This window comes from Acinetobacter sp. YH12241 (assembly GCF_013417535.1).
Lineage (GTDB): Bacteria > Pseudomonadota > Gammaproteobacteria > Pseudomonadales > Moraxellaceae > Acinetobacter.
The window spans coordinates 58,130-84,614 of sequence record NZ_VPDQ01000013.1 but is presented as its reverse complement, the minus strand read 5'-3'; the positions used below and the strand labels follow the sequence as shown (position 1 = coordinate 84,614).

General features: G+C 42.8%; 28 protein-coding genes and 1 rRNA gene. 13 read left to right on the top strand and 16 right to left on the bottom strand.

Annotation, left to right across the window (positions count from 1 at the left end; translation table 11 throughout):
• Positions 1 to 85, top strand: a 5S ribosomal RNA gene (gene rrf / locus FTV18_RS09665); the annotation flags it as partial.
• 197 nt (positions 86 to 282) lie between these two features.
• Here rrf and FTV18_RS09660 read toward each other — a convergent pair.
• Positions 283 to 1,680, bottom strand: coding sequence for a dihydrolipoyl dehydrogenase (locus tag FTV18_RS09660; RefSeq protein WP_180017745.1), 1,398 nt, complete (start codon positions 1,678 to 1,680; stop codon positions 283 to 285).
• A gap of 156 nt (positions 1,681 to 1,836) precedes the next feature.
• Here FTV18_RS09660 and FTV18_RS09655 point away from each other — a divergent pair, with 156 nt between their 5' ends.
• The gene (locus FTV18_RS09655; protein ID WP_180017747.1) at positions 1,837 to 3,726 is read left to right on the top strand and encodes an Ig-like domain-containing protein; all 1,890 of its coding nucleotides are present in this window, start codon (positions 1,837 to 1,839) and stop codon (positions 3,724 to 3,726) included.
• A gap of 218 nt (positions 3,727 to 3,944) precedes the next feature.
• Here FTV18_RS09655 and FTV18_RS09650 read toward each other — a convergent pair whose 3' ends face one another.
• Positions 3,945 to 4,280: a TIGR01244 family sulfur transferase gene (locus FTV18_RS09650; RefSeq protein ID WP_004783676.1), complete on the bottom strand. Its 336-nt coding sequence runs from the start codon at positions 4,278 to 4,280 to the stop codon at positions 3,945 to 3,947.
• 125 nt (positions 4,281 to 4,405) lie between these two features.
• On the opposite strand from FTV18_RS09650, the gene FTV18_RS09645 reads away from it, so the two are divergent.
• The 3 genes from FTV18_RS09645 to FTV18_RS09635 all read left to right on the top strand — a co-directional run bounded on the left by FTV18_RS09645 (position 4,406) and on the right by FTV18_RS09635 (position 6,184).
• On the top strand, positions 4,406 to 5,302 hold the full coding sequence (locus FTV18_RS09645) for an alpha/beta hydrolase (protein ID WP_180017749.1): 897 nt from the start codon (positions 4,406 to 4,408) through the stop codon (positions 5,300 to 5,302).
• Positions 5,303 to 5,737 carry a thioredoxin TrxC gene (gene trxC / locus FTV18_RS09640; RefSeq protein WP_004783672.1) on the top strand — a complete coding sequence of 145 codons (435 nt, stop codon included), beginning with the start codon at positions 5,303 to 5,305 and terminating at the stop codon, positions 5,735 to 5,737. It begins immediately after the preceding gene.
• A 75-nt stretch (positions 5,738 to 5,812) separates the two neighbouring features.
• On the top strand, positions 5,813 to 6,184 hold the full coding sequence (locus tag FTV18_RS09635; protein ID WP_171523022.1) for an acyl-CoA thioesterase: 372 nt from the start codon (positions 5,813 to 5,815) through the stop codon (positions 6,182 to 6,184).
• A 58-nt stretch (positions 6,185 to 6,242) separates the two neighbouring features.
• Here the strand turns inward: FTV18_RS09635 and FTV18_RS09630 are convergent, their stop codons facing one another.
• Positions 6,243 to 6,746 carry a DUF4442 domain-containing protein gene (locus FTV18_RS09630; protein ID WP_180017751.1) on the bottom strand — a complete coding sequence of 168 codons (504 nt, stop codon included), beginning with the start codon at positions 6,744 to 6,746 and terminating at the stop codon, positions 6,243 to 6,245.
• A 25-nt stretch (positions 6,747 to 6,771) separates the two neighbouring features.
• Positions 6,772 to 7,260, bottom strand: a complete 489-nt coding sequence (locus tag FTV18_RS09625) for a YajQ family cyclic di-GMP-binding protein (RefSeq protein WP_180017753.1) — start codon at positions 7,258 to 7,260, stop codon at positions 6,772 to 6,774.
• 91 nt (positions 7,261 to 7,351) lie between these two features.
• On the opposite strand from FTV18_RS09625, the gene FTV18_RS09620 reads away from it, so the two are divergent.
• Complete coding sequence (locus FTV18_RS09620; RefSeq protein ID WP_166135627.1) at positions 7,352 to 7,666, top strand: rhodanese-like domain-containing protein; 315 nt, start codon at positions 7,352 to 7,354, stop codon at positions 7,664 to 7,666.
• Between the two features lie 160 nt (positions 7,667 to 7,826).
• Here the strand turns inward: FTV18_RS09620 and mnmC are convergent, their stop codons facing one another.
• The 4 genes from mnmC to FTV18_RS09600 are packed head-to-tail and all read right to left on the bottom strand — an operon-like array spanning position 7,827 to position 11,231.
• Positions 7,827 to 9,725 carry an FAD-dependent 5-carboxymethylaminomethyl-2-thiouridine(34) oxidoreductase MnmC gene (mnmC, locus tag FTV18_RS09615; protein ID WP_166135630.1) on the bottom strand — a complete coding sequence of 633 codons (1,899 nt, stop codon included), beginning with the start codon at positions 9,723 to 9,725 and terminating at the stop codon, positions 7,827 to 7,829.
• 39 nt (positions 9,726 to 9,764) lie between these two features.
• Positions 9,765 to 10,283, bottom strand: a complete 519-nt coding sequence (locus tag FTV18_RS09610; protein ID WP_159123094.1) for a hypothetical protein — start codon at positions 10,281 to 10,283, stop codon at positions 9,765 to 9,767.
• 5 nt (positions 10,284 to 10,288) lie between these two features.
• Positions 10,289 to 10,591: a YciI family protein gene (locus FTV18_RS09605; RefSeq protein ID WP_004783657.1), complete on the bottom strand. Its 303-nt coding sequence runs from the start codon at positions 10,589 to 10,591 to the stop codon at positions 10,289 to 10,291.
• Between the two features lie 28 nt (positions 10,592 to 10,619).
• Positions 10,620 to 11,231, bottom strand: a complete 612-nt coding sequence (locus FTV18_RS09600; RefSeq protein ID WP_005233839.1) for a septation protein IspZ — start codon at positions 11,229 to 11,231, stop codon at positions 10,620 to 10,622.
• A 44-nt stretch (positions 11,232 to 11,275) separates the two neighbouring features.
• Here FTV18_RS09600 and FTV18_RS09595 point away from each other — a divergent pair, with 44 nt between their 5' ends.
• On the top strand, positions 11,276 to 12,127 hold the full coding sequence (locus FTV18_RS09595; RefSeq protein WP_180017755.1) for a PHP domain-containing protein: 852 nt from the start codon (positions 11,276 to 11,278) through the stop codon (positions 12,125 to 12,127).
• Positions 12,128 to 12,205: 78 nt separating this feature from the next.
• Here FTV18_RS09595 and FTV18_RS09590 read toward each other — a convergent pair whose 3' ends face one another.
• Both FTV18_RS09590 and radC read right to left on the bottom strand, forming a co-directional pair.
• Positions 12,206 to 13,117 carry a bestrophin family protein gene (locus FTV18_RS09590; protein ID WP_004783652.1) on the bottom strand — a complete coding sequence of 304 codons (912 nt, stop codon included), beginning with the start codon at positions 13,115 to 13,117 and terminating at the stop codon, positions 12,206 to 12,208.
• 72 nt (positions 13,118 to 13,189) lie between these two features.
• Complete coding sequence (gene radC, locus FTV18_RS09585; protein WP_257218583.1) at positions 13,190 to 13,855, bottom strand: DNA repair protein RadC; 666 nt, start codon at positions 13,853 to 13,855, stop codon at positions 13,190 to 13,192.
• Positions 13,856 to 13,998: 143 nt separating this feature from the next.
• Here radC and coaBC point away from each other — a divergent pair, with 143 nt between their 5' ends.
• Together coaBC and FTV18_RS09575 are read left to right on the top strand one after the other, a co-directional pair.
• Positions 13,999 to 15,273: a bifunctional phosphopantothenoylcysteine decarboxylase/phosphopantothenate--cysteine ligase CoaBC gene (gene coaBC, locus FTV18_RS09580; RefSeq protein WP_180017757.1), complete on the top strand. Its 1,275-nt coding sequence runs from the start codon at positions 13,999 to 14,001 to the stop codon at positions 15,271 to 15,273.
• Between the two features lie 222 nt (positions 15,274 to 15,495).
• Positions 15,496 to 16,008, top strand: coding sequence for a hypothetical protein (locus FTV18_RS09575; protein WP_179993321.1), 513 nt, complete (start codon positions 15,496 to 15,498; stop codon positions 16,006 to 16,008).
• Between the two features lie 49 nt (positions 16,009 to 16,057).
• Here the strand turns inward: FTV18_RS09575 and dusA are convergent, their stop codons facing one another.
• Positions 16,058 to 17,080 carry a tRNA dihydrouridine(20/20a) synthase DusA gene (gene dusA, locus FTV18_RS09570; protein ID WP_180002946.1) on the bottom strand — a complete coding sequence of 341 codons (1,023 nt, stop codon included), beginning with the start codon at positions 17,078 to 17,080 and terminating at the stop codon, positions 16,058 to 16,060.
• 294 nt (positions 17,081 to 17,374) lie between these two features.
• Here dusA and FTV18_RS09565 point away from each other — a divergent pair, with 294 nt between their 5' ends.
• Positions 17,375 to 18,019 carry a HEPN domain-containing protein gene (locus tag FTV18_RS09565; RefSeq protein WP_180017759.1) on the top strand — a complete coding sequence of 215 codons (645 nt, stop codon included), beginning with the start codon at positions 17,375 to 17,377 and terminating at the stop codon, positions 18,017 to 18,019.
• A gap of 6 nt (positions 18,020 to 18,025) precedes the next feature.
• Here the strand turns inward: FTV18_RS09565 and FTV18_RS09560 are convergent, their stop codons facing one another.
• Positions 18,026 to 19,213 carry an MFS transporter gene (locus tag FTV18_RS09560; RefSeq protein WP_180017761.1) on the bottom strand — a complete coding sequence of 396 codons (1,188 nt, stop codon included), beginning with the start codon at positions 19,211 to 19,213 and terminating at the stop codon, positions 18,026 to 18,028.
• A gap of 968 nt (positions 19,214 to 20,181) precedes the next feature.
• On the opposite strand from FTV18_RS09560, the gene FTV18_RS09555 reads away from it, so the two are divergent.
• From FTV18_RS09555 to FTV18_RS09545, 3 genes are read left to right on the top strand one after another with little or no spacing between them, the layout of a single operon-like run.
• Positions 20,182 to 21,309, top strand: a complete 1,128-nt coding sequence (locus FTV18_RS09555; protein ID WP_180017763.1) for a Re/Si-specific NAD(P)(+) transhydrogenase subunit alpha — start codon at positions 20,182 to 20,184, stop codon at positions 21,307 to 21,309.
• A gap of 11 nt (positions 21,310 to 21,320) precedes the next feature.
• Positions 21,321 to 21,644: a proton-translocating transhydrogenase family protein gene (locus tag FTV18_RS09550; protein WP_004783638.1), complete on the top strand. Its 324-nt coding sequence runs from the start codon at positions 21,321 to 21,323 to the stop codon at positions 21,642 to 21,644.
• Positions 21,645 to 21,647: 3 nt separating this feature from the next.
• The gene (locus FTV18_RS09545) at positions 21,648 to 23,093 is read left to right on the top strand and encodes an NAD(P)(+) transhydrogenase (Re/Si-specific) subunit beta (RefSeq protein ID WP_159123084.1); all 1,446 of its coding nucleotides are present in this window, start codon (positions 21,648 to 21,650) and stop codon (positions 23,091 to 23,093) included.
• Between the two features lie 319 nt (positions 23,094 to 23,412).
• On the opposite strand, the gene rsfS is transcribed toward FTV18_RS09545, so the two are convergent.
• The 4 genes from rsfS to FTV18_RS09525 form a co-directional block, all read right to left on the bottom strand.
• A complete protein-coding gene (gene rsfS, locus FTV18_RS09540) occupies positions 23,413 to 23,814 on the bottom strand; it encodes a ribosome silencing factor (protein WP_004783634.1) in 402 nt (133 codons plus the stop codon).
• Between the two features lie 81 nt (positions 23,815 to 23,895).
• Positions 23,896 to 24,684 (bottom strand): hydroxypyruvate isomerase family protein, encoded by a 789-nt coding sequence (locus tag FTV18_RS09535; RefSeq protein WP_179992989.1) that lies wholly within the window; start codon positions 24,682 to 24,684, stop codon positions 23,896 to 23,898.
• 40 nt (positions 24,685 to 24,724) lie between these two features.
• The gene (locus tag FTV18_RS09530) at positions 24,725 to 25,591 is read right to left on the bottom strand and encodes an NAD(P)-dependent oxidoreductase (protein WP_180017765.1); all 867 of its coding nucleotides are present in this window, start codon (positions 25,589 to 25,591) and stop codon (positions 24,725 to 24,727) included.
• A gap of 36 nt (positions 25,592 to 25,627) precedes the next feature.
• Positions 25,628 to 26,416, bottom strand: coding sequence for a crotonase/enoyl-CoA hydratase family protein (locus FTV18_RS09525; protein ID WP_180017767.1), 789 nt, complete (start codon positions 26,414 to 26,416; stop codon positions 25,628 to 25,630).
• Positions 26,417 to 26,485 lie beyond the last annotated feature (69 nt).

Below are 26,485 nucleotides of genomic sequence, written 5' to 3'. Positions count from 1 at the left end.
GATCCCTTCCCGAACTCAGAAGTGAAACCTCTTAGCGCTGATGGTAGTGTGGGGTCTCCCATGTGAGAGTAAGTCATCGCCAGCTCATTATTCCTAAAAGCCCTCTGCTCACGCAGGGGGCTTTTTTATGCGTGGGATTTCATGGTTATAGATTTTTCTATTGATACTTTATGATCTAAAAAAAGAGTTAAAGAGTAACAAGGTGCAGCCAAAACTTCAGAGCTATTAGCTGCACCATATTGTTTGAAGTAATTAAATTTTATCTATCCTTCTTTAAGATATTTAAGAATTGTCAATTACTTCCTGTTGATCAAGCTGACGACGAGCATGTTTAAATGCTGTTCTTAGCCCTTCTTCTAAAGTCGGATGATAGTAAGGCTTTGCCAAAATCTGATGAATATCTTGTTCTGCATCAATCATCCAGGCTAGCATGTGTGCTAGATGTTCGGCTTGAGGGCAGAATAATTCAGCACCTAATAATTTTCCTGACATTTTATCTATATATACTTCAGCCCCACCTTTATTTTCTGAAAGAATTAACGCGCGTCCCTGTCTTTCATAAGATACAAAGCCTCTAATATATTCCGTATTTTTCTCTTCTAGCTGTTTGAAACTTTGTCCAATAATCGCCATTTCTGGTTGGCTAAATACGATTGCCAAAGGAGTCAGGGCAGAAATAGGCTGAACATCTGGAAAATTTAAGCAGTTCTGGACCACTTCTTTACCATTATGGGCAGCTTCATGTTGAATTGGGACATCAGGGGCTGCATCGCCAACAATAAAAATAGGCAAGTTTTCTAATTGCTTGGTTTTTTTATTAATAGGTAGCTTTTTAACATCTTGGAATTCAGGATTAATTTTTTCCAAACCTAATCGATCCAAATTAGAACTACGTCCAGTAGCTGAGAGTACATAATCTACTTCAAGACTTTGTTTTTGATCATTCTCTATATAGTCAATTTTTACCTGATCATTAAGGAGTTTGACTTGATTAGGTAAAGTTTTAAATTTGATATCCAGCTCGTTATTTAACTGCTCTCTAACCAAAGCTTGTAGAGTTGGACTGGTGAGTGCACCTATTTTCTGACTACGAGCAAACATAGTAGTACGTACCCCTAAACGTTGCATGGCTTGAGCCAATTCAATTGCAATAACGCCACTACCAATCACTGCTAAGGATTTAGGTAGCTGTGTAAGTTCAAAGATTTCATCAGATGTCAGGAGTTTATCGCCTAGTTCATCTTTTAAGGTAGCATCAAAATTTGGTCGAGAGCCTACTGCAATAATAAAACTTTTAGCTTGATAAGATTTTCCGTCTACTTGGACTGTTTGAGCATTGGTAAATTTGGCGTGCCCTGATACCTTATGGGCTGAATCCCATTGTTCTACTTCTTTTAAAGTGGCCCGAATATAATGATCACGAAGCTTATACAGGCGATCCATAACGGTGGAGGTATTTATTACGGCATCATGCTGTAATCCGAGATTTTCTGCAGTTTTAATCTCATGCATACGGTTAGCAGAAGAAATCAGAAGCTTGCTCGGCATACAGCCTACACGAGCACATGTTGTATCCCATGAACCGGCATTAATAATTAAAATATTTTGGGTATATTTAATAGCTTCTTTATAGGCACTGATTCCTGCTGTGCCTGCACCGATAATGATTAAGTCGTACATTTATTGCTCTTATCAAATTTATTTGATTGTTATAAGCTAGCATACAAAACATTTGGCTTACCTTTATTTACATAAAAGCTCAACTGTGGTTACATAACGCATAATTAAATAAAGATTGATAACAAACTCTGAAGATAGAGGGACTTGGGGATTTAAATGATTAGTAAACAATTAAGTATGAAGTTATCTGCTCTTACTTTGGCATTAATGTTGGCCGGCTGTGGTGGTGGTGGTAGTGACGGATATTATAATAATGGCAATGGAAGCCCTTCGACAGGTGAAGGCCCGACCGATGGAGGAACAGTAACAAATCCTGATGCAGTGCCGACTAATTATCATCTTTTGATGAGCAGTGATAAACCTAAGTTATTAGTGACGGGTGATACAGTAGTCGTGACTGTTAAACTGGTCGATGTAAATGGTGGTGGTGTATCTGATCAACCAGTAACACTTGCAATTGAAAATACTCAATCAAATGGAATAACGATTGATGGTAGTTCAACAGTAACCACAGATTCGAATGGTAATGCTATTTTTAATTTATCATTAGATCCATCAAATATTTTAAATTCTCGCAATCTTATCGCTAATGGCGTTAATTTGAATGCTACTTTTAAAGACGGTACTGGAAAAATTACATCTCAAGCTAGAAAACTAGAGGTGATTGAATCTATTCCAACCTCTGAGGTTGCTCAGTATCATTTGGAAGTGACTTCTAATAAGCCTACTTTAGTTATTACCGGTGATAATGCAACTATTACAGTCAAAGCAATTGACGGCAATGGGGGGGGAGTTGCTAATCAAAATGTTACATTATCTGTAGTTGATACAAAAACTAATAAAGTTACTATTACTGGAAGCTCAGTTAAGCAAACTGACGCTGATGGAAATGCACAATTCAGTATTACTCTACCAAGGACAGGAAGTCCACTCGCTGAAACACTTGTTAAATCAGGCATTATTTTAAATGCTACCATAACCAATGCAAATGAAAAATTAAGTGAACAAACACTTAAACTCAATGTGTCTAAAGGACAAATAGAGCAGCCAATAGGTAATATTACCTTTGGTAAATCTGGGGAATTACAAAAAACTGCAGATGCTTTATATTATAGAGAGGCTCTTTCAGCCCATGTGGTAGATATTTATGGTGTGCCTCTTCCTAATTATCGTGTCACAATGAATATTGATTTGTTACGTGCAGGTCAAGGTTTATTTATGACCAAAGCTCAATTAGAAAATATTAAAGTTGAACGTTTAGCTCCTGTTAAACAGACTTTAGTAAATCAAAATAATCAGGTACGTCAAGCTGAAGCTACTTTAGCTAGCTTACAAAGTGCTCCTGTTCAATCAAGTGAAATTACAAGTTTACGTTCTCAAATTTCAGCTAAACAAAGTGAAATTAGGACACAAAATTCACGATTAGCTACTGCACAAACAAATTTACAACTTGCTCAAGCTGATGAAGATGAAGCTAGTGCTAAGCAATATCAAAAACAAATTATTATGATTAATGGCACTATTAATCAATTAAATTTAGATATTGCAAGTCTTAATGCTGATTTAACAGCGGCATTGGAAGTCGCAACTGCTCAAAAACAGCAGCAAATTAATCAACAATCCAGCGTTGTAGCACAATTAAAAAATACTGCACAGGAAACCACTGATAAAATCAATGCTGTTGAAAGTTTAAAATTACCTGCACGTTTCCAGTCATATTGTGAAATTACTAATAAGTCTAATATTCAGTTAGCAACCGGATTTGTGGATCCAAATGGAAATATTAGTTCAACATTTACGTATACAACTGATGCTACCGGTAAATTCAATTTTAGTGTGCAGTATTTACGTCAATACGCAGGTTGGCAAACTGTCGAATTCAAAGCTAAGACAAATGTAAGCACTAAAGATTTAAATTCTAGCTTAGTATATACATTGGGATTATTAAAAGCTGATTTTGAATCTGAAGCTAGTCAGCCATTTGATGATAGTCCTTATGGACCCCCTACTTGTAATTCTACAGATCCTTTTACTGGACTCTTATAAAATAAAAAAACAGCGCTTCGGCGCTGTTTTTTTTTGAGAACTTCTTTTTAAAAGTTAAATAGAAGTTCCCACACTCACACCCACAGTAGGCTTAAAATTCATTGAACTACAACCCGTCAATGCAAGACTGCAACATATAACCAGTAAGAATTTATTCATAGGTTGAGCTCTGAAATTAAAAGGAGATGTTGACTAAAAGTACATCTCCCCCAAATATCTTAATCATCCAGCAGATCCATCTGTTTCGCCAGCTGATATAAATTGTTGGAGCGATTTCCTGTACGGCAGAACATCAAGATCGGCTTTGGTAATTCGTTATAATGGTTAGCAAAGGTGCGCACATCAAGCTCGGTAATCTGGCCAGCAACTACTGGCTGGAAGACATAATCCAGACCTGCACTACGAGCAGCTTCCTCAATTTGTACGCTGGTTGGCTGTTCAGGGCCACCTTCCATATCCGGACGGTTATTGATAATTGATTTAAAACCTTTTTCAACTACTTGAGAGATATGTTCAGGACCAATTTGGCCAGCAAAGCCTACATTTTCGCTCATGGTGTCACTCCATTATGTCATTTATCTTGATATGCTTTATGATAGCATTAAGCTGAAAACATGATGGCCTAGTTCTGAAAAATTTATAAACGATTACAACTATAAAATAACGCAATGGAGCGCGTATGTACGCCTATACAGTCGAACCACTGTATGTCAAAAACAGTCAGGAAGTGATTGCTGCGGATTTCTATCGTCCTCAACAGATTGACAAACCAGCTGTGATCCTGATGGCTCATGGCCTGGCTGCTTTACGTCATTTTAAACTGGTACAATATGCCCAACGTTTTGCCAGTGCAGGTTATGCGGTGGTTCTGTTTGATTATCGCTATTGGGGAGGCAGTACCGGGCGTCCGCGTGAACTGGTATCGATCGGTGCTCAACTTGAAGACTGGCGTACAATGATTCAGCATTTGCAGGCACGTAAATCTATTGATACTAAACGGATTGTATTATGGGGAACAGCATTGAGTGGCGGGCATGTACTGACATTGGCCGCAGAACTAAAAAATATTCAGGCGGTAATGGTACAGGTACCCTTTGTTGATGGTGCAGAAAGTGCCAAACTTTATCCTTTGCAGCAATTGCCCAAAGCCCTGAAGATTTCCAGTCAGGATTATATGGGGGCAAAGGTAGGAATGGCGCCCAAGACCTTGCCGGTGGTTGATCGTCATGAACTCTGTTTTATGCCGACACAAGACAGTTATGAAGGGTATCTATCCATTGTGAATCCAGATTATTACTGGAGTGGTCATATCCCCGCCCGGGTATTCTTTAAATTGATGCGTTATCGTCCTATTCAGGAAGTCCGCAAAATCACTATTCCTGTCCTGTTTATCGCAGCACAACAAGACAGCCTGATTCCCATTGAAGCCAGTCGGGAAACCGCAACCAATATTGCACCATTTGTACAATATCATGAGTGGAATATGCGGCATTTTGATATTTATCATGGTGAATGGTTTGAAAAAGCAGTCTCGACCCAATTAGAATTCTTACATCAACATATTGGAGTGCGCTAGATGATCATTGTATGCCCGAATTGCCAGGCTAAAAATCGTGTGCCTGAAGAAAAATTAACGGCCGATCCAGCATGTGGTCAGTGTCATCAAGCTTTAGTTCCATTAGCGCCGATTGAGCTAAATGAACAGAACTTTAGTCAGTTTGTCACCCATAGTGATCTTCCCATCCTGATTGATCTATGGGCAGACTGGTGTGGTCCATGTAAAATGATGGCACCGCATTTTGCTGCTGTAGCAAAAGAAAATCCACAAGTGGTATTTGCTAAAATTGATACCGAAGCCAATCCGCGATTAAGCTCAGCATTTAATGTACGTAGTATTCCGACGCTGGTTTTGATGAATAAAACCAATGAAATTGCTAGAATAAGCGGTGCATTACGTTCAAGCGAACTACAAAAGTGGCTTGATCAGCAGTTAAATAATGCTCAATCCTAATTTAAAAAGCCTGGAGTTCAAGTGACAGATTCTCATATTAAACCAGAGGGAGTACTTTCCCTGCAGACGATTGCAATGCCTGCGGATACCAACTGGAGTGGAGATGTATTTGGTGGCTGGATTGTTTCACAAATGGACTTGGCGGGAGCAATTCATGCAGAGCGCTTTAGTAAAGGACGCTGTGCAACGATTTCGATTAACCAGATGACCTTCCTGGTTCCTGTGAAAGTCGGCGATGTCATTAGCTGCTATACCAAAATTCTAAAAGTCGGTAATACTTCAATCCAGATGCAAATCGAAGTATGGGACAGTCATGATAACTCACGTGCACCTGTACGCGTGACTGAAGGGGTATTTACCTTTGTCGCAGTGGATGTCAAAGGCAATAAACGTCCAATTCCAGATGAAGCAAAACAGAAATTTGCAGAATCTCAGCAGAACTCATAATTCATTAAATAAAAAAATCCCAGATCAATAATCTGGGATTTTTTTGTCTGTATTGAAATTAGCCTGGCTTCAACTGGTTCTTGGCAATCCAACCCCAGAGCATTTCACATTGAATCGGTGCTTCACCAGATTCATCAGTTACAATAACTTGTACTAGCGTTTCACCTTTTTCTGAACTTTGCATCAATTGCTGCTGTTCAGGAGTCAACGTAGCCACCGCAGTCATGGCACCTTTGGTTGGACGCTTAAAGTCCACTTTTAGGCTTTTAATCAGAACCACTGCGCTGTCAGGTACATTCATCGCAGTCACAAAGCCGGTTGCTGTTTCTGCCAGCAGTGCCATCGCACATGCATGAATCTGACCGATATGGTTCTGCATGGCCTTATGATTGGCCATACTCACCACAACTTTGGCTGCACTGATTTCCTGATAGCGAATCTTGGCAGAGCCAACCATTGGAACCACTCGGCCAAAGGTCTTACTTAATAAAGCAGTACGTATACCTTGCGGTAATCTTGATGTCGCTTTGACCAGTCTGGTCAGTCGGTTGCTCTTTGCCATAATTCTATCTACAGACGTTGCTGCCTTAGTCTTTAAAGTTGTTGAACTGTAAAGGCAGACCGAATTGTTGTTCTTTCAGGAATGCCATCACTTGTTGCAAGGTATCGCGTTTTTTATCAGTCACACGAATCTTGTCACCCTGAATTGAAGATTGCACTTTAATACCATTTTCTTTAATGGCCTTATTAATTTTTTTCGCAGTATCAGAGTCAAGGCCATCTTTAAGCTTGATCACTTGAACTACATTTTTGCCTGAAGCGGTCATTTTTTGTGGATCTAGCGCCTGAATATCCACTTTACGCTTGAAGAAATGGTTTTCCAGCATGGTATACACTTGCTCACATTGGAAATCACTTTCTGTGCTAATTTTGATTTCCTTGTTTTTTTCATTTAGTTCAATAGAAACATCCTGTCCACGGAAATCGAAGCGGGTTGCAATCTCTTTTTGGGTATTTTGAACTGCATGATTTACTTCAAAAATTTCTAATTCAGAAACAATATCGAAAGAAGGCATAGTTTAGACCTTTACAAAGGGAAAGAATATCTGAGATGCTAGGGATGTTTTCTTCATTTGCCAAGTGTTGTTTACATCAAAGGAGTGCGCAATGATCCGTAAACAAGAAATTACAACATTTGAGTTCCCAGAAAATGCTGTAATCTGGGATGTACGAGATGCAAGTGCTTATGCTGAAGCACACGTGAAAGGGGCGGTCAATCAGCCCATTAACGATCTTTCAGCAAATAGCCTGACTCAGGTGTCAGCGGATCAACCGATTTACATTTTATGTGGTGGCGGGAGTAAAGCTCCACGTGCAGCTGAAAAGTTAGAGGGTTTTGACAGCTCACGTGAATATGTCATCCTGATGGGTGGTACTCGTGCTGCTCGTGATGCAGGTATGCCACTGGAACAAGGTGCATAATTGACCTTGTGAAAAAAAGCGCCTAAGGGCGCTTTTTTGTTGTCTGGATTTCTTCAAAGTCCCCCTTCTTTAAAGGAGGATTTAGGGGAATTAAACTCTTTCTAAAACTTCCCCCCTTGCGGAACAGTGTTCCTCACTCTTTATTAAAGGGAGGAGCTCTTTAATTTTGAGGCTTAAAATAAGGCTTCTTGGCTTTTACCTTCTTTTGAAAACGTGTTACGTCGAGTTTTTTTACCAAGTTTGAAGGTGCGGGGCAGGCTTCTCCCAAAATCTGGGCTGCCAGAATTTCACTACACAGTGGTGCAAATAGAAAACCTTTAGAGCCAAGACCCGCAAAACTGTAAACTTCTTGATCTACATTCATCTTACCGAGCAAGGGAAAATAATCCTGACTCTGGGCGCGTACTGCTGCTCGACCTTGCCAGGTTTCGGTAGAGGGTAATAACTGTGCATATTCAGGAAAGACACTGTGGATAAGTTCATAATTATGCACATGATCTTCTACTAAGACTTCTGCATCATCCCGGCCTGGATAGAATGAAGCACCCAAAATCAGTTGTTCTGGATTGAGCTGCATACAGTAACCGCCGTAACTATAGGCTGTATCCTGATTCAATGGCTGATCTTGATTATTGACCCAGCTGACCTGTCCACGAATCGGTTTCAGGACTGGATAATGTTCAAAGAATTGCTGGGTATCACGTGCGGTACATACAACGATGTGATCAAACTTGCCTAAGGATTGCTGATCTGCAAATAACTCAGGTTGTTCAGCAGCCTCAATATGACTAATTTTGGCTTGTTTATACTGAATAAGAGGATGCTGCAAAATTTCATCACGCAGTTGATGAGGTGAAACTGCACCCGCTGCTAATAGTTTTAAAGCTGGAAATTCAGTTTGAATCTCTTGGTCTGCTGCACTTTGAGCAGCAAGAATTTCTGTGGGATATTCATCTGCCAATCCTAAAAGCTGTTCAGGATTTTTTAAGGCAAGCTGATTGACCTGAATTGAGCGAAAAGCTTTAAATTTCTGATAATGAATTAAGGCATGCTGCCAGGCCACCGTCATCAGATGTTCAGCACTTTGCTCAACTGGACACAGTTTAGGATTGATCAGGGCAAGGGGATTGCCGGAACCGCCTGAAAGCGGTGCTGACTGGTCGTAAATCGTGACTTGATGACCACGCTGAGTGAATGCCCATGCCGTACTTAAACCTGCGATTCCTGCGCCAATCACAGCGATCTGGCGAGGCCTAGCATTTATCTCTAAAGCTGACTCAGTTTTTTTTTGCGCACTTTCCTGATCTGGAGATGGGTTACTTTCCTCAGCCGGATTCCAGATCGCTTTCAGCATTTCACGTTTATGCCCAAATCCACGTGGACGGGAAATAGAGATGCCGTGCTGTTTTAAACCACGTTTTAAGACACCTGCAACGCTAAAAGAAGCAAAAGTCGTTCCGGTCTCGGATAAACGCACAATGTTATTTAAAACATTTTCTTCCCACATGTCTGGATTACATGATGGTGCGAAGCCATCCAGAAACCAGGCATTAACAGGTGCAGTTTTTTCAATGACAGGAAAGACATCATGTGCATCTCCCAGCCACAGATCCAGACTGAAACGCTCTTCAGGAAAGCTGAGACGATGACAACCGGCAATCGGCATTGGATATTGGGAGATGAGTTGATCTGCTAGCGGTTTCAATTCTGGCCAGGCATTTAAGGCACGGACTAAATCTGCTTTAGAAAGCGGAAATTTTTCTACTGAAATCGCATGCAGATGGCTTTGATTATCCGGACGAACCTGTTGCCAGAGTTGCCATAACGCCAGAATATTTAAACCCGTACCAAAACCCGTTTCACCGACACAGAAATATGCAAAAGGTTTTAAATCGGCCAGACGGGTACTAAGTTCATTGCCATTTAAAAAGACATGCCGGGTTTCCAGCAATCCATTGTCTTTGGAAAAATACACATCACCAAATTGCTTGGACACAGGCACATCAATGCCATCCACCAATTGCCAATCCAGATCGGCAGTTTGAATTGCATGCGACAAAACGGGTACAACCTTAAAGATATTTGGAAGGCTTATAGATTACCACTGACGGCGACGTTTGGTATAAACATAGCTCGCAATCAGAAAGCCAAGTAATACACCGACTGCCAAAGTTGCAGCGCCGTAGAGAAACATCTGGGCACTACGTTCACTTTGCAAGACCTGTACCTGAACCCCGAGATTGTCATTCTTGAGCTGCAATTCCTGATTTTGTGACAGGGCTTCCAGATTGGCTTTTTCCAGTTGCTGTAGACGCGTTGCCTGATCTTTGACTAAAGCTTTGACTTTGGCATCTTGCTGGGCTTTCTGCTTGGCAATTTCTTCTGCGGTGAGCGGCTTTTTCTCAGTCGGCTGAACAGTCTGAGCAGTTGTTGCAACTGCTGGAATAATTCCAGCCTGCTGTGCAGAAGCGCCCTGAGCAGGTGCTTGTGTGGTAACAGCTTGGACAGGAGTAGCTGCTGGCTGTGTAGCCGGGGCAACTGGAGCAGAAACTTCAACAGCCCAGGCAGAAGGAATCATGAAACAAAAGCCAATGAAACTGGCGGTAACAGCGCGCATGAACCTTATCCTTTAGGAAATGCTTTATTAAATGGTTTCACATCAATATGCGCGTATACGCCTTCTTTCAGGAATGGCTCATCCTGTAACCATGCATCCAGTGCTTCACGACTGTCAAAATCAACGATGATGGTGCTGCCATAGAAACCGGCTTGAGGATTGGCTGGATCTTTAGGCATGGCACCTGCAACAATCAGACGGCCTTCAGCATCTAACTGTTCTAGACGTGCAAGATGTTGTGGACGAATCGCAAGGCGTTTTTCAACTGTACCTTCCCGGTCGGTACAGCTAACGACGAATAATGGCATGATGACTCTCTATCGTTTGTAGTTGGACTTATTCAGCTGTTCTAAAGTATTTGCGCAATACAATAAACTGAATAATGATAAAGGAAAACATCACGATCATGTCACCGAATGCAGTAAATTCGCCCCAATATTTTCCATCCATCCATAAATAGGCGAAGAATGTATGCAGAAATGACATGAGAGTAAACATACCGACCCAGGCATAGTTTAATTTAAGCCAGCCTTTGGCACTCAAATTGAATACCGGACCAAACAGACGCTGGATGAGTGGCTTCTTATCTTTGCTAAACCATGGCGATAATAGGAAGACACCAGCGAAAACCAGATTCAGTAATACAGCTTTAAGACGGATATAGAAATCGTCGCTGAGCATCAGGGTAATACCACCGAAGATCACCGTCATAAATAGAACGATCCATTGCTGTTTGTCTAGGCGGAATTTTTGCATGACAAATAACGCACCATAGACCACCAGCATGGAAATGATCAGTCCCGTAGTTGCAACGAGAATATTGTTATTGTCGACACCCCCCGCAGAACCGATCAATTGTAGAAGTTGATGGTCAGTGTCTTTTGGATCTACAGTTTTATATAAATAAAAGAAAATAATGAGTGGCACAAAGTCTAAAAGTGCTTTCATGTTAGAGTATCTAAATCTGATCAAATAAATGTCATAGTATAGAGATGCACGGCGTAGATTTACATACACATAGTAATATTTCTGATGGAACTTTGAGTCCTCAGCAATTGGTCGAAGCGGCTGCGGACAAACTTATCCATACTTTGGCCCTGACTGATCATGACACTATGGACGGTTTAGTGTTGGCTGAAGAAGCTGCCAAAAATCATGAGATTAAGATAATTTCTGGAGTCGAGATTTCTAGCCAGTGGTCACGTCCTGCGACCAAGAAAAATTATGGCGTACATATTGTGGCACTCAATGTTCAGAATCCTGAGCCGTTACAAAAAGCCCTCAATCAGCAGAAGATCATTCGTGCCGAACGCTCTAAACAGATCTGTGACCTTCTGGTTCCTTTAATTGGTCAGGATATTTATGCTGACGTGATTGCCAAAGTTGACAATATTCCTGATCGGGTTACCCGAACCCATATTGCCAAAACGCTGGTAGAAAAAGGCATTGTGACCCGTCCACAACAGGCTTTTGATAAATACATCAAGGAAGGTAAAAAGGCCTATGTCAAATTTGATGGTCTGGGTCTGGAAGAAACCATTCAGGTCATACATGACAGCGGTGGCTTTGCCGTGCTAGCTCATCCAACCCGTTATGATTTATCCGCGACTAATATTCGTTATCTGATCGAGATCTTCGCCAAGTTTGGTGGAGATGCGGTGGAGTTGCCGCCCGCTATTGATCCAAGTTCAACCCGTCAGATGGTCGACCGGATGATTGCAGAGCAAAGCCTTAAAGTATCAATAGGAAGTGATTTTCATGGCGACAATATGCCCTGGGTTAAACTCGGTCAGGTGCCAAGCCTAAAACCAGGGCAGATCGGGATCTGGGAGAGTTTTGTTTAATGAGTTAAGCAGCAGTCGCAACACTGCTACCCATCCCAGTATGAAAGAATTCCATCTTTGGATAAGAGAGATAATCTATTAAAGCAAATTATTATCTTGAGCCTGAATCGGCGGAGGTGTCGGTTTACCTAAAGTTCCCAAGAGTTCAATTTCAATAGTACGAACCATAGAATCAAGGGGTAAGTCATTGCTTTGGGTGCCAAAAGGCTCTTCAATTTCTGAACTTAAAGCATCCAGTCCTAGGAAGGTATAAGCGAGAATGCCGACCAGAAAAGGGGTGAATAAACCTAAGGTTGCACCAAGGCTAAATGGCAGAATAAAACAGAAGAAATAAACAGTACGATTCAGCAGAACCGAATAAGCAAAAGGTAAGGGAGTCGTCGCAATCCGGTCACAACCTGTCTGTACAATACTGAGTTCCGCGACATGATTATTCATCTGCATATAAATGATGTCGGAAATTTCACCTTCTTTGAGAGCCTGCATCAGCTCCCATTGAATCAGACTCAAGGTATATTGCGGGGCATTGGCCTGTTGATAAAGCTGAGTAATTGCTTGCTGGCTCATTCCACTGGTTTCCACTAGCTCAGTCGGATTGGCTGTCTGATGGCGCAGACGGTCACGCAGTACGTTCGCGAAAACGATGACGTGCTGAATCACACGTTCACGACGGCCTTGAGACAACATCCGGCAGTCACGGTCAAAATGACGTGCATTGGCAATCAGAATACCCCAGAGTTTACGTGCTTCCCACCAGCGGTCGTAACAGGCGGTGTTTTTAAATCCGAGAAAGATAGACAGCACTACGCCAATGAGGGTAAAGCCAACGAGAGGGAGTTCTGGAAAATGAAAATAACCTACACGTGAAAAACCACCAATAATGGCTGAAATCAGCATGACCACGCCTAAAGGAGGTAGAACCTTAGGTAAAATCGTTCCTCGCCAGGAAAATAATAATTTAAAAACGTTCTGCTGGTCACGTACGATCATTTATTGGAATCATCACAATTTTTTTTCATGATCTTCTTGAGTTGTAGCTGCTTTGTCAAGTGCTATTCCCCCTTAGACTTCAGGTTTGATGAGTTGCTGCTCAGCAAAGGAAAAACTGCCCTCCAGAGCAATGATGCAATGGTCAATTAAACGGATATCGACCAGTCGACATGCCTGCTGAATCTGGCGGGTCAGATACAGGTCAGCTTTAGAAGGAGTGGCTTGGCCCAAGGGATGATTATGCGCAATCACAATTGAAGTTGCCTGTTGGGTAATGGCATATCTGAGCAACTGATTAATCGAAATATCACATGCATTCACAGAACCATAAAACAGCTTTTTAAATGCAATTTTCCTTAAACTGGCGTCCAGACACAGGACCGCGAATACTTCCTGATTTTCACTCAATAATTCGAAACGTAAATAATCCCGTAGTCTTTTTGAATTACTTAATTCTAAAGAATCCTGTTTAAGATGCTCGGCAATATAACGCCGTCCTAATTCTTTAACCGCCATCAGTTGGGTATATTTGCTAATGCCCATGCCATGAAACTGGCTAACTTCTTTTAAAGGTGCATCAAGTAAAGCAGTTAAATGGCCAAAATGTTGAATCAGTAGCCGGGCTAATTCTACGGCTGAATGCTGTTGTGAACCTGATCGGAGAAAAATGGCCAGCAGTTCTGCATCAGATAAACTTTCTGCCCCATATTGAATTAAACGTTCCCGCGGCCGTTCCAGTTCAGGTCAGTTTTTGATTGAAAATTGCATAGTTATTAGACTTATTTATTATGAATTATGAGTTTTCCCTGAAGCTGATCTCTTGGGAATGCAATTATTTAATGCTATTGTGAGCCCCACTGCAACAGAAAGGTAAGCTGTTCGTGAGCTTTGATCTAAGTGTAATTCCTCATAAAAATATCATTTTAGCAGTCACTGGCGGTATTGCTGCCTATAAAAGTGCCATTCTGGTTCGCCGTCTGAAAGATGCCGGGTTTAATGTGCGGGTTGTCATGACTCAAGGCGCACAGGCTTTCATTACCCCTTTGACCTTTCAAGCCTTGTCAGGCAATCCGGTACATACCGAGTTGCTGGATCCTGAAGCAGAAGCGGGCATGGGGCATATTGAGCTGGCACGTTGGGCTGATCTGTTATTGGTTGCGCCAGCCAGCTGCGACACGCTGGCAAAATTTGCAGCAGGCCTTGCAGATGATTTGCTGAGCACTTTGTATCTGGCAACCAATGCACCGGTCTGGGTCGCACCAGCCATGAACCAGCAGATGTGGGCTGCCAAAGCAACCCAGCGTAATCTTGCGACTTTGATTGATGATGGCGTGCATGTGATTATGCCGGATGCCGGTTCACAAGCTTGTGGTGATGTAGGCTTGGGGCGTATGCCGGAACCGGAAGATCTGGCACGTCAGGTCACAGAGTATTTCCATAAAGCTCAGCGCGCGATTGCAGAAAAATTTGGCATGCTGGCGGGCAAGCAAGTCACGATTACAGCTGGTCCGACCCGTGAAGCGATTGACCCGGTACGTTATATTTCCAACCATAGTACCGGGAAAATGGGTTTTGCATTGGCAGCAGCCTGTTATGCAGCTGGAGCGAATGTCACCCTGATTGCTGGTCCGGTGAGCCTAGATACCCCAAATGGCGTGAAACGTAAAAATGTTTCTTCGGCAGTACAAATGCTGAATGAAAGCATGCAAATGCTGGAGCAGGGTTGTGACATCTTCATTGCGACCGCTGCAGTAGCTGATTATCGTGTCGCACAGGTAGCCGAGCATAAAATCAAGAAAGCAGGCGATGAGCTGAATGTCGCTTTAATAAAGAATCCGGATATTGTGGCGACCATCGCACAGCAGGAAAAACGTCCATTTATGGTAGGCTTTGCTGCAGAAACCCGAAATATTGAAGAATATGCAGCGGGTAAACTGGTGGCGAAAAAACTGGATATGATTGCCTGCAATGATGTTTCGCGTGCGGATATTGGCTTTGCATCCGATGAAAATGCCATGACGGTATTCTTTGCCGAACACTATCATCTGGATAAGCGTGATCTGGACAAAGCCTCTAAACAGGAAATTGCCCAGCAACTGGTTGAAGCGATCCATGATGCCTTGCACCATGATCCTGCTGCAGAAGATGATTTTTAAGTTTTAAATGACGATTAAAGCCCTGACTGGTTCAGGGCTTTTTTATAGGTTTTTTTACCATGAAGTTAAAAAGCCAGTACAACATAAAAATAAAAACGACTTTATAGACTAAGGATTTATTTATTCATTTATTTAAAAAAAGTATAAAATGGATCACAGAATAATCCAAAGATGAAAAGTTTTACACATCTGTAAAGCAGTGAGAGAACACAAGGGGGCGGGATGAAAAAAATCATAATGATATTGATGATCGCCTGTCTGGCTGGATGCAGTTATTTTGTATCGATTGATGAACTGGCCAGAAATATTCAAGGACAAATGCAGCAAGAATTTAATGCCAATCCGAATTATCAGCATTATCGTCTGACTGTAGTAAATGTAAAAATCCGCCATCGCAAAGGCAATGAGTTTGAAGCAGTTTCACATCTGAATTATCAGGGTAATGAATATCCCATTAACGTTAAAATTTCAAAGGTGAATGGTGGTTATAGCTGGGCCATTGAAGATGATGCTTTTGCCTTTATCGATGAAATCGAGATTGAGAAATATCGTCAGCAACTGGATCGTGAACTGGAACAGCTGGCCTCATCACTCGATGATCTAGAACCTGTGAATGAACCTACCAGTATTGAGTTCGGGCCAGATGTCCGTCCAGTTACAGAACCTGTCCTGCAAGCGGCTTCCTATGATGAAGAACCGATTCCGGTCGGAAATATTACGGCCTATACCCACTAATTTTTATTTTAGGTCATAAAAAAGCACCGGGTCTCGGTGCTTTTTGATTTTAAGGCTGAACTTGATGTTCACGCAGATAATCTTCAGTGCGCTGCATGGCTTCCTGAATATTCAATAATGCTGTTTCTATATCTTTTAGCGTTTTGGCATTGCCACCGCTTAAAGCCTGACGCCATTTACGTGCACCTGGCAAGTTCTGAAATAAACCTAAAATATGACGGGTAATAATCGACAATGGTGCACCTTCAGCCATACGTTGGGCAATATAAGGCAGCATCTGTTGCATGATCTCAAAACGGTCCGGTGCTTCGAGATTCCACAGTTGACCCAGCTCAGCTAACAGGTACGGGTTGTGATAGGCTTCGCGGCCAATCATCACGCCATCGACATGCTTGAGATGTTCAAGCGTTTCTGCATAAGTTTTAATTCCGCCATTAATTTCAATGGTCAGTTTCGGACGGTCCTGCTTCAGACGGTAAACATCTTCATAGCGTAGTGGCGGGATTTCACGGTTTTCTTTAGGTGAAAGACCTTGGAGTAAAGCAATTCGGGCATGCACAATAAAGTTATCGCAACCGGTTTTGGCGACCGTATCCACAAAATGCAGCATTTCTTCATAAGAATGCATGTCATCAATACCAATGCGGTGTTTCACACTGACCGGAATATCCACGGCATTACGCATTGCATCAATACATTCTGCGACCAGATCAGGTTCAGCCATCAGGCAGGCACCAATTTTATTATTCTGTACCCGATCACTCGGACAGCCGACATTCAGGTTAACTTCATTGTAACCCCAGTCCTGAGCCATTTTAGTACAAGTTGCCAGATCTTGAGGGTTGGAACCGCCGAGCTGTAACACAATCGGATGTTCTTCTTGATTGAAGTCCAGATGGCGTTTGGCATCGCCATGAATGATGGCGCCCGTAGTCACCATCTCGGTATATAAAATGACATTTGGATTAAACAGGCGCGCAAAGAAACGATAATCTTTGGTGGTCCAGTCCATCATCGGCGCAACACTGATGCGAGGTTGAAGTTTGTTTTCAATGGTGCTGAGATCAGTCATTCAAAATCACGCCTTAAATGAAATGGAAGAGTAATAGCAGTACAAGAATGAGCAGGAATTGCTGGAAATCTGCTCAAAAAAGCAGTACTGCAAAAAGAGGGCGTAATACTAGCATAAAATTTGCATGACCAAAGGCTGAACTGCATGAGGAACGATAACTGTCATTCCAATAAAAATATTTAACAAGAGAAATTGTGGGAATTGAAAAAATAAACTCCCAGTCATTCTGCAATGCTATATTTTGAGATATTTAAGATTAAGATAAAGAAAACGAGATAAATAAGGAGAATAACGATGCTCATGTTGGAGGAGATTTATAAAAGCAAAAAACCTCAGCATTCAGACTATTTTAATTTACGGATTCAACGGGGACTTAGCTGGTTTAAAAAAGCATTAGAGCTAGATGAGGAATTAGAGTTTAAGTTTATTAGCCTGTGGATCAGTTTTAATTCGATCTATGCACAAGAAACAGAGGTTCGTCAGGATCAACAAAGCCTGCATCAATTTCTGGAAACCCTCTGTCAAAAAGATGTGGAGCAAAAACTTCAGCATATTGTCTGGGAAAAATACAGCCAGCCAATTTCTACACTGCTGGATAGCCCTTATACCGATCAAGGTTTCTGGGATTATCGCCATCATAAAGTCAGTCTGGAAAGCTGTCGTGAAGCATTAGATCAGCAAAAACAGAAAATACAAAAAGCTGTTCAAGAGCGGAATTTAACTGAAATCTTATTGGTGATTTTTAACCGTCTTTCTACTTTATATCATCAGCTTATGCAGGGCGGTGCGACTTATCAGAGCTCATTTAATATAAAGCAGCTCCAAGACAGCTGTCGGGTTCTGGCCGGGTTGCTGCCCACTTTTATCTGCATCCTTTTGGAAAATGCAGCAACTTGGGATTCGGGTAAACCTTACTATCCCGTGGTACAAGTCAGCTAAATCTGCTTAAGCTTTTGCTCGATGTTGTTGCCATTGATCCATCAGCGCAAACAGGGCGGCGCATAGTGCCAAGCCAAGTCCAAACAGACAGGTCATGCTCCAGCCACCATGATGCCAGGCATATACCCCCAGAGCTGAACCACAGGCACCACCAATAAAATACAGCGTCATGTAAATAGAGTTCAGTCGTGATTTGGCATCTGGGCGCAAGCGGAAAATCACGTTCTGATTACAGCTATGAGTAATCGCCAGACCTAAGTTAATCAGGGCATAACCCAGAATATAACTGAGCAGGGACACGCCACCAAAATATAAAAATAGCCAGCTTACTGCCAGAATTGAACAGCCAATCCAGGTCAGGATCTTGATATAGCCACGATCTGCCCATTTACCAATAACCTGAGTCGACAGCGCACCAAAAACACCAACTAGTGTTACTAGGCCCACTATCACATCAGAAAGATGAAAAGGTTTCTGGGTCAGCAGCAGGGCAATGGTTGAAAACAGCATACTCATGGCGGCAAAGGCACATGCACCAATCAGGGAGCGTAAGCCCAGTCGCGGTTCCTCACGCAGTAGCATACCCATCGATTTAAAAATTGCTGCATAGCTGATACGCATACGCGGCATGCTGGGTAATTGTCCTTTTAAATAAAAGCCCAAAACCAGCAGTGCCATACTGCTGAGCGCATAAATGGTTTTCCAGTGAAACAGGTCAGAAAGCAATCCGGCAATACTGGTCGACAATAAGATACCGACTAATAAGCCACTCATGAGAAAACCGACCACTTCTCCGGTTTTTTCAGGTCGGACAGCCATCGTAGCTAAAGGAATCAGAATCTGGGCAGCAACAGAAAATAGCCCGGCAATAATAGTCCCCACCCAGAGCATCGGCAGGTTGACTGCTGTGGCACAGATCAGCAAGCCTAAAGCGGCACCAAACATCAAGAAAGGAATGAGTCTGGACTTATTCAGCATGTCTCCCAAAGGCACAATAAACAGCAGGCCCAAGGCATAAGACACCTGCGCAAAGGTCACGGTCAGCGCCACTTGGGATTCTGGTACCTGATAATATTGCTGAATTGAGGAGATAAGCGGTTGGCAATAATAGTTTGCACCTGCACATAAACCACATGCGATCGCCATCAGCCATAACAGAGATTTATTTTGACTGATATCGAGAGGAGGAGACATGGCAAGTACCTTAAGCTCAGGGAGAATTTTTATAAAGAACATCAAAGATGATGCAGAAGTTGCAGGCACTATAGGCGAAAACCCGTCAGGATAAAAGTAGAAAAATAGTGCAAAGTACTCAAACTCATACAAGAGAAATGCCACAAAAAAGTACTTTTCTGGATTGATAAGAGATGAAAATTCGCTAGAAATTTAACTTTTTCACTTAAGAAAATGTACGTGGAAGCGCTTTGTATTAAGTCATCTCATTTAAGACCAAGTGACAGAGATCAATCTGAATCAGTGATTGCCCAAAATTGGTGCAAAATGAAGAGTTCGTAAATCTAACAGTGGACTGAGTATTAATATAATAAATGTTGCAGAATATTTTTTTCACCTATTTCAGGCAAGTCTTAAGACTTGAGCTGAATAAGTCAAATAAGTGAATCCCAAATCAATTTTTTCATCATCAATTCATATTTTTTATGAGTGAAAAATGAAAAAGTTATAGGAAAACAGTATTTTTTGATCTTAAAAATGAATATTCCAAAGTAGATTAAATTTGTCAAAAAGGTCAAAAACAGAAAACTGCCCTAGAAAAGTGCCCTAATTTAGGCTTTATCAGTTCATTTGAAATAAAGATTTGCTGAGCAGAAAAAATGAAATATCTGTCAGAATGATCAATGTAACAAAATAAAACAAAAAGTAATCTAATAAAAAATAACCAAGAAAACAGTCATCGTTCAAGAGAATGAATATCGTTTATAAATTCAGCAAATCAAAATAATCAGGCTCAACTAATAAATGCTATATGACAGCATCATTTTTATGAATCGTCAGTTCAAAATATGGGTATTTATTAAATAAATAATAGGTAGTAATTTCTAGAAGTTTAATTAGAATCCAAAAATTCAACAAAAACACATCCTGAGGGGAAGCACCGTAAATCACGGTGTTTACTTAAGAAAAAATTAGCTTGAGGGACGCTCATGCAGATTGGAATTCCAGCCGAAACTGTCGTCGGTGAAAATCGCGTCGCTGCGACGCCTGAGACAGTAAAGAAATTGATCAGCGCTGGTCATAGTGTGGTGATCGAACGTGGAGCAGGTGTTAAAGCTGCTTACATCGACAGTGCCTATGAGCAAGTTGGTGCCAAAATTACGGATGATGCCTACACCGGTAGCCAGATAGTTTTGAAAGTTCGTGCACCGAAGGGTGAGGAAATTCAAAAGCTGTCAGCCAACACCATGGTTGTAGCGATGTTTGACCCATACCGCAATACCGAGCTTGACCAGTTCGCGGCACAGAATGTGTCTGCATTTGCTCTTGAGCTTTTGCCACGTACTCTATCACGTGCGCAAAACATGGACGTATTGTCTTCGCAAGCGAACCTTGCAGGTTATAAATCAGTGCTTTTAGCTGCTGCTGAATATCAGCGCATGTTCCCTATGCTGATGACAGCGGCAGGTACGGTAAAACCGGCTCGTGTCGTGATCATGGGTGTCGGGGTAGCAGGCCTTCAAGCAATTGCAACAGCGAAACGCCTGGGTGCAGTCGTAGAAGCAACTGACCTTCGTCCGACTGCCAAAGATCAGGTTGAGTCTTTGGGTGGTAAATGGCTAGACGTGCCAATGTCTCCTGAAGAGCAGGCACGTGCTGATGAAGCAGCTAAAAACGGTTATGGCTGGATGCCAGGTGAACAGTACATCAAGGATCAGGCAGCGATTGTCGATAAAGCGGTATCGAATGCCGATATCGTGATTACCACTGCATTGTTACCAGGTCGTGATGCACCACGCTTAATCCGTGCTGAAACTGTAGCCAAGATGAAACCAGGCTCAGTGATTCTGGATATGGCAGTGGAATCAGGCGGTAACGTGGAAGGTTCTAAGTGCGGCGAAACTGTTGTGACTGAAAACGGTGTGAAAATTCTGGGTGTTCCAAATATTCCATCAACGGTATCGACTGAAGCTTCAGCGCTATATGCACGTAACGTCTATAACTTTGTTGAAACACTTTTTGATGCAGACAAGAACTTTGTCCTGAATCAGGAAGATGAAATTCAAAAAGCCCTACTTGTCACTCACGGCGGCCAAGTGCTGTTAAAACGTGGTTAAGGAGCAGACTCATGGTTGAAACAATTACGATTTTCGTCCTGGCCATCTTCGTGGGTTACTACGTGGTTTGGGGGGTAACACCAGCACTACATACGCCATTGATGGCGGTGACCAATGCCTTGTCTTCGATCATTATCGTGGGCGCAATGATTCAAACTGTTGGCCTGCCAATGGTGGGCGTTGAAGGCAGCGTGGATTTCCAGACCATTAACGTGGTGAGTGTACTGGGGGCAATCGCAGTATTTCTGGCGAGCATTAATATTTTCGGTGGCTTTGCCGTGACTGCACGTATGCTGGAAATGTTCAAACCTAAGCAAAAGAAAAAAGAGGGTTAAACCATGGAATTTATTCGAGAGTATGCGGATTGGTTCTACCTGATTGGCGCCGTTCTTTTTATCTTAACGCTACGTGGTTTATCTGGTCCTAAAACTGCAATTGCAGGTAACCGCTACGGTATGATCGCCATGGCGATTGCTGTAGTGACCACATTCTTTGTTGCTGAAAATCCAGTAGTCTGGATGATTCTTGCAGCAATGGCTGCGGGTGCAGTGGTGGGTATTGCGCGTGCACGTACTGTACCAATGACCCAGATGCCAGAAACAGTAGCACTCATGCACTCACTGGTGGGTCTGGCTGCGGTACTGATTGCAGTTGCGGCAATTATCCATAACAACAAGCTGGTTGAATTGGGCCCGGACCTGTTAGCTGCAAATGGTGTGACTTTCCATGAAATGAGCAAGGTTCACCTGTTTGAACTGTTTGTGGGCTGTTTTGTTGGTGCGATTACCTTTACTGCTTCTGTATTTGCATACGGTAAGCTGGCTGCAAAGAAATGGGCAAAAACCATTTCAGGTGGCTGGGTAAAACCGGTTCAGGCTCTGATCTTTATTGCAATGCTGGCAGCAGGGATTCACTTCTTCCTGACAGGTAGCATGACATCTTTCTGGGCAATGACTGGTCTTGCGCTGGCATTTGGCTGGGTATGGATTGCGCCAGTTGGCGGCGGTGATATGCCGGTTGTGGTTTCGCTGTTGAACTCATTCTCAGGCTGGGCAGCAGCGGGGATTGGTTTCACACTGGAAAACAACATGCTGATCGTTGCGGGTTCGCTGGTTGGTTCTTCAGGTGCGATTCTGTCTTACATCATGTGTAAAGCGATGAACCGTTCAATCATCAATGTATTGTTTGGTGGTGCGATGGGTGGTGCAGCTGCGCCGACAGCTGCTGCGGGTGCACAAGTGCAACGTAACTACCGTTCAGGTTCTGCAGATGATGCTGGCTTCCTGATGTCAAATGCAGACAGCGTTGTCATTGTACCGGGTTATGGTATGGCGCAAGGCCGTGCACAAAACGCAGTCAAAGAACTGGCAAACTTGCTGAAAGAGCAGGGCGTGACTGTACGTTTTGCGATTCACCCGGTTGCTGGACGTATGCCAGGTCATATGAACGTATTGCTTGCAGAAGCTGATGTTCCTTATGAAGACATTCTGGAAATGGACGAGATCAACTCGGACTTCCCGGCAACTGACGTAGTACTGGTTATTGGTGCAAACGACGTTGTAAACCCGGCTGCAAAAGACGATCCGAACTCACCGATCTACGGCATGCCAATTCTGGAAGCTCACAAGGCGCGTACCATCATGGTCATCAAGCGTTCTATGGCGACCGGTTATGCAGGTCTGGACAATGACTTGTTCTATAACGACAAGACCATGATGATTTTCGGTGATGCGAAGAAAGTTGTGGAAGATATGACTAAAGCGATTAATGGTACAGGTCACTAAGACTTTCCATTCGCTGGATCATCTTAAATCCTCCTTTTAAAAGGGGGATTTTTCCATTTAAATTACAGATAAATTCTCCTTCCTATATAAAAGCTGAATCAGGAAGAATTACAAAATAAAATTAGCTACGGTGTTTTATTTTTAGAAAATTGGTCTGGATAAAATTGCAACAAAACGTTTAAAAAATAGGCTGACTGATTAAATCTAATCGAAAAGCGAATTTATTAAAGTTGCTGATCCATGAATTTCCTTTTTGATTTAAATCAAAGGATATAAAAAAAGCGACCTACATAGGTCGCTTTTTTTGAATATTCGATATTTATGCTACAGAATCTGCAGGATTGCGCCATAGGCTTTCTAGGTCATAGAATTTACGCGCTGTAGGCAGCATGCAGTGCACTACAACAAAACCTAGATCAATCAGGATCCATTCTGCATCACGTTCGCCTTCGATACCAAGCGGACGGAAACCTGCTTTACGTGCTTCTTCAGCAACATTATCTGCAAGTGATTTGATATGACGGGTTGATGTACCGCTTGCAATCACCATGGCATCTGCCACGTTGCTGATGCTAGCAACATCAAGCTGAACAACTTCTTTAGCCTTTACATCTTCGAGGGCTGCATGTACAACTTTCAAGCATGCGTTTACTGCTTGTGCATGAGAATTCATAGTGTGATCGTGAGAATTAGAAGCGCTGGGCGATGGTTCTAAATTCATAGGGAGTATAATTTCCTAACAATTATGCATGATCTAATATAGCGGTTTTAGCCCAAAATTTCAAATGCACCTTCCGCCGCTTTAGTCATACTCCGGGAAGAACTGTTCTTTCCAGCCAAAGGATTCTTCCGAAGTCCCCAGAGGTTTATATTCGGCTGCGACATAACCATTGTATTGGCTATTCTCTAACCATTGAAAAATCTCATAATATGGAATGGAAGCGGTATTGGGTTGATGACGCCCCGGGCAGTCTGCAAACTGGATATGACCAATCTCAGCAATATTTTCTTTTAAAGCTTCAAGCACATCTTCACCCATCATGGCCATGTGATAACAGTCATATTGCATTTTCAAGGCAGAATGATTGACAGCTTCCAGCATCTCCTGAGCTTGAGCCACATTCTGAATCAGGAAACGTGGCATGTCCTGACCGTTGATCATTTCAAAGACTGGCTGAATCTGATAATCAGAGAGCATGGAGCAGGCAATTTTCAGATTACTCGCCAAGGTGTTCAGGCAAGGAAGCAGGTCACAATCCAGTGGCTGTTTGCCGGCCAGAATATTGACACTCGGCACATTCAGAGCAGTCGCATATCGAATGGCTTGCTCTACGGCATGACGAAACTCGATTTCCTGTCCAGGGATACCGGCCAGACCGTGTCCACCTTGCATCAGATCACCAGCAGGCACATTAATCAGGCAGATATCAAGATCATGTAACTGAAGCTGCTGCTGAATCTGCTCAATACTCAGTTCATAGGGAAACTGGATTTCCACATGTTTAAAACCGTGCGCATGAGCCAAGGCAAAACGTTCTAACAGCGGTACTTCCGTAAAAATCATGGAGAGGTTAACGGCGAGTTTGGTCATGGGCTTTTCCTTGCTCAAGGCAGAATATTGAAATGTAATATTAGCGGTCTACGTGCTTTATAACAGTGGCCAGATCGGCTTCAGCAAATCCGTCTTGCTGATGGGTTTTGAGTTGAGACAGGGCTTGGCTGGCCACAGGAATATCCAAAGATAAAGTAGCTGCCAGTTGCACAGCATTGTTCAGGTCTTTAGACAATGTCTGCACTTTCCATTGCACGGGTTCAAACGTCTGGCTGGCCATACGTGGGGCCAGAATCTGAAAAGGCTTGGAGTCAGCAAAACCACCGGCTAATGCTGGTGCAAGCAGGGCAGTATCTACACCGGCACGATCAGCCAAAGCCACTGCTTCAGCAATCAAGGTGCTATTCGCTGCCACAATCAGCTGATTACAGATTTTAGTCGCCTGACCGGTTCCCGTATTCCCCATACGAGTAACACGTTGTGAAAGCACCTTATAGATTGGATCAAGTGCGGTAATAGTTTCTGTATCACCACCAGCGAAGATGACTAGCGTGCCTTGTTCTGCACCGGCTGTACCGCCAGACACAGGAGAGTCAATCCAGATCGCTTGTTTAGCTTGGGCCTGTTCAGCTAGAGTTTTGGTTTGATGTACGGAAAGACTGGAAAAATCGACAATAACCTGTCCAGCCACCAGATTGGGCTGAATCTGCTCAAAGACCGATTGCACTGCGGCATCATCTGCCAGACAAGTCAGAATAACCGGATAATTTGCAATTTGATCTAGAGATAGCGGAGTGGCTCCAAGAGCAAACAAAGGATCGCAGGCACTGGCCGTACGGTTCCAGACTGCAACTTGAAAACCTGCTTCTAGCAAGCGGGTTACCATACGACTGCCCATGAGTCCCATACCTAAAAAGGCAATTTTGCTATCATGATCGAATTGCATCTTATCTCTCATCTTTTGATTTTGCTTCAGTCACAATTAATTATATTGGCGTGGTACAAACTGCACGTCCGGATTTTTATCCTTCTTGCGTGCCAGTTGACTGTTTTTACCGAGTAACAGTTTAAGCTGCCAGATTTTTTCCATACGCAGTGACTTGTTGGGTTTGTGTTCCATCGCATCCAGCACAAATTTAGAGGCCATCAAGGCATCTGGAGAGCGTTGTAACATTTCTTCAGCCAAAGCTTGTGCTTTTGCTAATGGCTGTTCATCAACATGGGTGATCAGGCCAATTTCTTTGGCATAGGCACCTTCAAAAATACGTGCGGTTAAGGTCAGCTCTTTGGCCAGATCAATCCCGATCAGACCTTTGAGTGAACGCGTTAATCCCATGTCTGGTACTAGGCCCCAACGAGTTTCCATAATTGACATTTTGGTCGCAGGGTGAGCGATCCGGATATCCGCAGCCAGCGCAAGTTGCATACCTGCACCAAAGCAGAAACCTTCAATGGCTGCAATGACGGGGACAGGCAGTTCCTGCCAGACCAGAAAAGCTTTCTGGAATAAGCTCTGTCCAGGACGGATCAGTTCCCAAGCCGCATAGGCCCGATTTTTAGGATTATTTAAATCGGCCAAGTCAATGCCGGCACTAAAGACCTGCGCTTCACCGGTTAAAATGACACAACGCACTGACTTGTCTTTTTTAATCCGGTTCGCAATCTGCACCAGTTCACGCAGCAGGGCAAAGCTCATAGCATTACGTTTGTCTGGACGGCTGAGAGTAACCGTGGCAATTCCATTATTTTTTTCAAAGCGCACAAGTGACATGGTATTCATCCTTAATTTTTCTGTAAGCGAGCATAGCATGAGCAATCTGTGCTTGCATGACAGCGCAGT